The sequence below is a fragment of the Acetatifactor sp. genome, from assembly GCF_982438285.1.
The window spans coordinates 1-5831 of sequence record NZ_CEWDFQ010000195.1 but is presented as its reverse complement, the minus strand read 5'-3'; the positions used below and the strand labels follow the sequence as shown (position 1 = coordinate 5831).

At 50.2% G+C, this 5831-nt stretch carries 7 protein-coding genes; 6 read left to right on the top strand and 1 reads right to left on the bottom strand.

Annotated features, from left to right (window positions below):
- Positions 1-29 precede the first annotated feature (29 nt).
- Positions 30-1232, top strand: a complete 1203-nt coding sequence (locus tag AC1WIP_RS10300; RefSeq protein ID WP_481141745.1) for a DUF2974 domain-containing protein — start codon at positions 30-32, stop codon at positions 1230-1232.
- Here AC1WIP_RS10300 and AC1WIP_RS10295 read toward each other — a convergent pair.
- Entirely contained in the window at positions 1144-1815 is a 672-nt protein-coding gene (locus AC1WIP_RS10295) for a gamma-glutamyl-gamma-aminobutyrate hydrolase family protein (protein ID WP_481141744.1), read from the bottom strand. The two genes, AC1WIP_RS10300 and AC1WIP_RS10295, sit on opposite strands and share 89 nt — an antisense overlap.
- Positions 1816-1970: 155 nt before the next feature.
- On the opposite strand from AC1WIP_RS10295, the gene AC1WIP_RS10290 reads away from it, so the two are divergent.
- From AC1WIP_RS10290 to AC1WIP_RS10270, 5 genes are all read left to right on the top strand, one after another.
- Positions 1971-2681 carry a F0F1 ATP synthase subunit A gene (locus tag AC1WIP_RS10290; protein ID WP_481141743.1) on the top strand — a complete coding sequence of 237 codons (711 nt, stop codon included), beginning with the start codon at positions 1971-1973 and terminating at the stop codon, positions 2679-2681.
- 67 nt (positions 2682-2748) lie between these two features.
- Complete coding sequence (atpE, locus tag AC1WIP_RS10285) at positions 2749-2964, top strand: ATP synthase F0 subunit C (protein ID WP_481141742.1); 216 nt, start codon at positions 2749-2751, stop codon at positions 2962-2964.
- A gap of 38 nt (positions 2965-3002) precedes the next feature.
- Positions 3003-3491 carry a F0F1 ATP synthase subunit B gene (gene atpF, locus AC1WIP_RS10280; protein ID WP_481141741.1) on the top strand — a complete coding sequence of 163 codons (489 nt, stop codon included), beginning with the start codon at positions 3003-3005 and terminating at the stop codon, positions 3489-3491.
- On the top strand, positions 3484-5505 hold the full coding sequence (gene atpA, locus AC1WIP_RS10275; protein ID WP_481141740.1) for a F0F1 ATP synthase subunit alpha: 2022 nt from the start codon (positions 3484-3486) through the stop codon (positions 5503-5505). Before atpF ends, atpA begins: the two co-directional genes overlap by 8 nt.
- Positions 5506-5516: 11 nt before the next feature.
- Positions 5517-5831, top strand: a 315-nt coding sequence (locus AC1WIP_RS10270; protein WP_481141739.1) for a F0F1 ATP synthase subunit gamma, incomplete at its 3' end; no start/stop codon positions are given.

Sequence of the window (5831 nt, the reverse complement as noted above, 5' to 3'; positions counted from 1 at the left end):
ATATGATATGATGAATTCTTGAAATTCAGATGAGAAATGGAGTGGTGCATGCCATGGCGGGAACGATTATTGATTATCTGAAAGAATATGGGGGCTGTTCTTTTTGCACGCGTCCCATGAATGATGTGGACAGTCTGGTTTTATGCCAGTTATCCTATTTAAAATTTGATGGAATGGTACCGGATGTGAGAGAGAATAAAGGGTCGGTCACCCTTAGGGATTTACGGGAGCACCCTGACTTTGACCGGCTTTTTGCCGATGTGAGGTTTGAGAAGAACAACAGGGCTTTGGTGGAAGCAGCTCTGGAAGGAAGACGTTTTAGCAGCCTTAAGCTGAATTGTTATATCAATTTGGTAAAAAAGGAGTGGGAAACTCAGTTTTCTGCCGTTACCTTTCTCCTGGAGGATGGTACCATCTATATTGCCTTCCGGGGGACGGATGAAACCATTGTGGGCTGGAAGGAGGATTTCAATATGGCCTTTCTGTCTCCCGTTCCGGGTCAGGCTTACAGCGCAAAATATCTGAATATGGTGATGGGACGTATCCACCGTCCCTTTTATGTAGGAGGACATTCCAAAGGAGGAAACCTGGCGGTATACAGCGCCATGAAATGTCTTCCACAGGTGCAGAACCGTATTTTAAAGGTGTACAGCATGGATGGGCCGGGGTTTCGGCCTGAGGTGCTTGTTCAGGGAGCCTATGAGAAGATAGCGGACAGAGTGGTAAAGATTCTTCCCCATTCCTCCATGGTGGGCATGCTGTTTGAACGGGATATCCATTATCAGGTGGTGGAGAGCAGAAGCTTCGGGCTGGCGCAGCACGATCCCTACAGCTGGCTGGTGGACCAGGGAGAATTTGTGAAGGTGGATGATATTTACGAGAGAAGAAGGCGGATGAACGATACCCTGAACGAATGGATTCTGTCTCTGGATGAAGAAAAGCTGCGTACCTTTGTGGACACGCTCTATCAGGTGGTCTCTGCGTCTGAGGCGGAGGACCTTATTGAATTTACCAGCCATTGGAGAAAAAGCATGAACGGTGTAATCGGGGCGCTTAAAGAGGTGGATCATGAGACCGCAAAAATGCTGCGGGAAATTGTAAAGTCTCTGTTTGAGATTGCAGGCTCCCATGTGAGGGAGCAGCTTACAACCCACAGTGCTCAGGGGAAAGGGCATGAAAAGCACAAACCCAGGAGGACAAAAGATCCAGAATCGGTGTCCCGGACAAAGTAGTGCGGCCTGCATCCAGACGCTCGGGGTGCCACTGCAGTCCCAAGACAGGGAGGGTGTCGTGGACGATTGCCTCCACGCAGCCGTCCGACGGACACCATTGGATGGCGTTTAAGCCGGCGCCCAGCCGTCCCAGCCCCTGGTGGTGGGCGCTGTTTACAAAGGCCTCCCTGCCGTACAGTCTATGGAGGCAGGAACTCTTTGAAATGGCGGTTTTATGATACTGATCCTGTCCAGCGTATCTGTGGAGGGCAGCTGTGGGCAGATCCTGGGTGATGGTGCCTCCGAAGGCTACATTGATAACCTGCATTCCCTTGCAGATGCCAAGGACGGGAATCTTTCGCCTCAAAGCGTAATCCAGCGCCTGGAACTGGATGATGTCCAGCTCAGTGTCAATATTTTGGGAGCCCTGATTGTTTTCTCCGAAGAACGCCGGCGTGATGTCTCCGCCCCCGGGAAGAAGCAATGCATCGCAGCCAGACAGCTCCCCCAGGCTCAAGGTGGGGATTGGCAGGGCGGGATAATCCTTTATGTATCTGACGTAATTTGCGGTGTCATTTTTTCGGCCTATAATTACAATTTTCATTTCCAGTGTCCCCTGTGAGAAGAATTCTTAGTTAATATATGCTAGAGGACTGCCGGAATGTACCAAAAAATCGGCAATTTTTATCTTACCTTTTTAAAAAAAACAGTGTAAAATGTTAAAAGCTGTAAAGAGGACAACAGAAAGGGAGTGGAGCTATGGAAGAATTGGCAGCGAAGCTGCTGGAGGAGCTGAATTGTGAGACGGCCTTTTCCATTCAGATTCCCCAGGGATTGCCTCTGTTTGGGGGCATGAGGCTGGATATTGCGGAATCTGTAGTCATCACCTGGGTTATCATGGCAGTCATTCTGCTGGTATCGTTTTTTCTCACCAGAAACCTGCGGGTGCACAATATCACCAAAAGACAGCTGGTGGCGGAAACGATTGTCACGAAGCTGGACGGATTTGTGACGGGCATGGTGGGGGAAGAAGGCAAAGCGTATGTCCCGTATCTGGCGACGGTTTTGGTGTTTATCGGAATCTCCAATGTGATCGGACTTTTCGGAGTAAAGCCGCCTACAAAGGATATGAACGTGACGGCTGCGCTGGCGCTTATGAGTATCATTCTCATTCAGTGTGCCGGAATTCGAAGGAAGGGTGTGAAGGGATGGCTGAAAAGCTTTACGGAGCCCATAGCCATCGTGACTCCGATCAATATTCTGGAGTTGTTTATCAGGCCCTTGTCTCTTTGTATGCGTCTTTTTGGCAACGTGGTGGGCGCGTTTGTGATCATGGAGCTGATAAAGCTTCTGGTCCCCGTTGTTTTGCCTGTGCCCTTCAGCTTTTATTTCGATATTTTCGACGGGCTGATCCAGGCGTATGTGTTTGTATTTTTAACTTCCCTGTTCATCAAGGAAGCAATAGAGTGACAAAATCAACAAAAAAATTTGTAGAAAACAGACCGTCCCTTTGGACGGCGAAATGGAGGAAAATATTATGGTAGCAATTGGAGCAGGCATCGCAGCATTGGCATGTATCGGAGCAGGCATCGGCATCGGTGTTGCCACGGCAAAGGCAACGGAGGCTGTGGCAAGGCAGCCGGAGGCAGAATCAAAGATCACAAAGCTTTTGCTTCTTGGCGGCGCGCTGGCAGAGGCAACGGCAATTTACGGTTTCGTTATCGGTATTCTTGTGATCCTGTTCTTGGGATAACCAAAAAGGATGGGCAGGACAGGAAAGGAAGACAAGGTATGTTAAGACTAGACAGCAATATTTTGTGGACCATTATCAATCTTCTCATTCTCTATGTAATTGCACGCAAATTTTTGTTTGGTCCGGTGAGAAAGGTGCTGGCTGCAAGGCAGGCCGAGATCGACAAACAGTTTGCGGATGCAAGGACGGCCCAGGAAGATGCACAGAAGCTGAAGGAGCAGTACCAGGAATCTCTGGACGGCGCAGAGAAGGAAAGACTGGATATTTTGAGTCAGGCAAGAGACCGCGCGGGAGAAGAGTACGAAAGGATTCTTTCAGAGGCCAAAAGCACTGCGGACAAGCTGGTGGCAGACGCCCAAAGGACTGCGGACAGAGAGCAGGAGAAGCGTATCCAGCAGGCCCAGGAGCAGATTGCGGACCTGGTGGTGGCGGCCACGGCAAAGCTTGTGGCTTCCAAACAGAGTGCGGAGACAGACAGGGAGCTTTACAACCAATTTATAGCAAAGACAGGTGAACAGTGTGATTAGTACAGCTTTAGATTACGCGAGGACATTGCGCGAACTGAATATAGCAAGCGATATTGTGGGCCAGGCGGATGACATTTTTAAGGCTGTGCCGCAGGTAAAGACAGAGTTTGAGGACCTGGCTGTGGCCCTCCATGTAAAGCATAATATCATAGACAAGATATTCCCGATGCAGATTCGGGATTTTTTAAAGGTTCTGTGTGATAACAGTCATGTTTATCTCTGGGAGGATATTGTCGACGCTTATAGAGAGCTTTCCCCGGAAAAAAAGGGAGAGCTTCGGGTGACGCTGTCCTATGTGACGCCTCCCGATGAGGAACAGCTGAAAAATATCCGGGATTTTGTGGAACGGAAATATCCAGGAGAGAATATGGTTTTTGAAACCAGGGAAGATCCCTCCCTGGGAGGCGGCTTTGTCATTCAGGCTGGAAACGAGGTTTATGACTGGAGCGTAAACGGCCGGATGAAGCAGTTTGAGGAAAAGCTGGAGCAGATTGCCCAAAGAGGTGATGTGGGCCAGAGGGGCATTATTTCCATTCTACGCAGTGAAATTGAAGATTTTGAACTGGAAGCCAGGGATAAGGAGATTGGATGTGTCAGCTGGGTGGGAGACGGCATTGCCAATGTAAACGGTATCGACCACGCCATGTACGGTGAGATTGTGATCTTTGACTGCGGCGTAAAGGGTATGGTACAGGACGTCCGCCGGGACGAGATCGGCTGTATTCTTTTTGGACATGACACTCAGATCAGAGAGGGCACACGGGTGGTCCGCACGGGCAAAAGGGCGGGCATCCCCGTGGGAGAAGCCTTCAAAGGCAGGATTATTGACGCGCTGGGCGCTCCGGTGGATGGAGCAGGGCCCATAAAGGAAGAAGAATACCGTCCCATTGAGGAAGCGGCTCCCTCCATTGTGGATCGTAAGTCCGTAGGTGTTCCCATGGAAACCGGTATTTTGGCTATTGATTCTATGTTCCCTATTGGACGGGGACAGCGTGAGCTGATTATCGGAGACCGCCAGACGGGAAAGACCTCCATTGCCCTGGACACCATTCTCAACCAAAAGGGCAAGGATGTGATCTGTATTTATGTGGCCATTGGACAGAAGGCGTCCACCATCGCAAAGCTGGTGGGAACGTTGAAGAAACATGATGCAATGGAGTATACCATTATTGTGTCTGCTACGGCCAGTGACCCTGCACCCCTGCAGTACATCGCCCCTTATTCCGGAACTGCCCTTGCAGAGTATTTTATGTATCAGGGGAAGGATGTGCTGATTATTTATGATGATCTGTCCAAGCATGCGGTAGCCTACCGGGCATTGTCTCTCTTATTGGAGCGTTCACCGGGGCGTGAGGCATACCCTGGGGATGTGTTTTATCTGCATTCGAGACTGTTAGAGCGTTCTGCCAGACTGAGCGACGAGAAAGGAGGCGGCTCTATTACGGCGCTGCCTATTATAGAGACCCAGGCGGGAGATGTGTCTGCTTACATCCCTACCAATGTCATTTCCATTACAGATGGTCAGATCTTTCTGGAGAGCGATCTGTTCTTTTCGGGCATGAGACCGGCAGTCAACGTGGGACTGTCCGTTTCCCGCGTGGGAGGTGCGGCTCAGACAAAAGCCATGAAAAAGGCGGCGGGAAGCATCCGTATCGATCTGGCACAGTTTCGGGAGATGGAGGTGTTTACCCAGTTTGCCTCCGATCTGGACAATGCCACCAAGGAGCAGCTGCAGCACGGGCGTGTGCTCATGGAGCTGTTAAAGCAGCCTCTGGGCCGTCCCTTGAGCATGGCGGAGCAGGTGATTAGCCTTTGTGCAGCCAACAGCAAAGTCATGCTGGATATTCCAGTGGACCATGTAAAGGATTTTCAGATGAAGCTGCTTGCATTTATGGCAGAAAGCCATCCTGAAATCATCAGGCAGCTGGAAAGTGCAAAGACGCTGGACGAGGAGCTGGAGGCAGAGATTGTGGCGGTGGCCGGAGAATTTAAGAAACAGTATCAGGAGAAATAGGAGGGATAGGCATGGCAAACGCGCGAGAGATACAAAGCCGGATGAAGAGCATCCAGGATACCATGAAAATAACCAATGCCATGTATTTGATTTCCTCTACAAAGCTCCGCAAGGCGAAGAAAAATCTGGAGGAGACGGAGCCTTACTTTTACACGCTGCAGATGATGATCGCCAGAATTTTAAGACATCTGCCGGAGATGGAAAATAAGTATTTTGACGAAAGGCCTAAGAAAAGGAAAGAGGAGCGGACGAAGGGTCTGATCGTGGTGACGGCTGACAAGGGAATGGCAGGAGCCTACAACCATAACGTGTTGAAGCTGGCCGGG

Bases quoted from the DNA above. Each gene is read 5' to 3' on its own strand.
- atpF (WP_481141741.1), top strand. From the start codon at position 3,003: ATGTTAAGACTAGACAGCAATATTTTGTGGACCATTATCAATCTTCTC.
- AC1WIP_RS10290 (WP_481141743.1), top strand. From the start codon at position 1,971: ATGGAAGAATTGGCAGCGAAGCTGCTGGAGGAGCTGAATTGTGAGACG.
- atpE (WP_481141742.1), top strand. From the start codon at position 2,749: ATGGTAGCAATTGGAGCAGGCATCGCAGCATTGGCATGTATCGGAGCA.
- AC1WIP_RS10300 (WP_481141745.1), top strand. From the start codon at position 30: ATGAGAAATGGAGTGGTGCATGCCATGGCGGGAACGATTATTGATTAT.
- AC1WIP_RS10295 (WP_481141744.1), bottom strand. From the start codon at position 1,815: ATGAAAATTGTAATTATAGGCCGAAAAAATGACACCGCAAATTACGTC.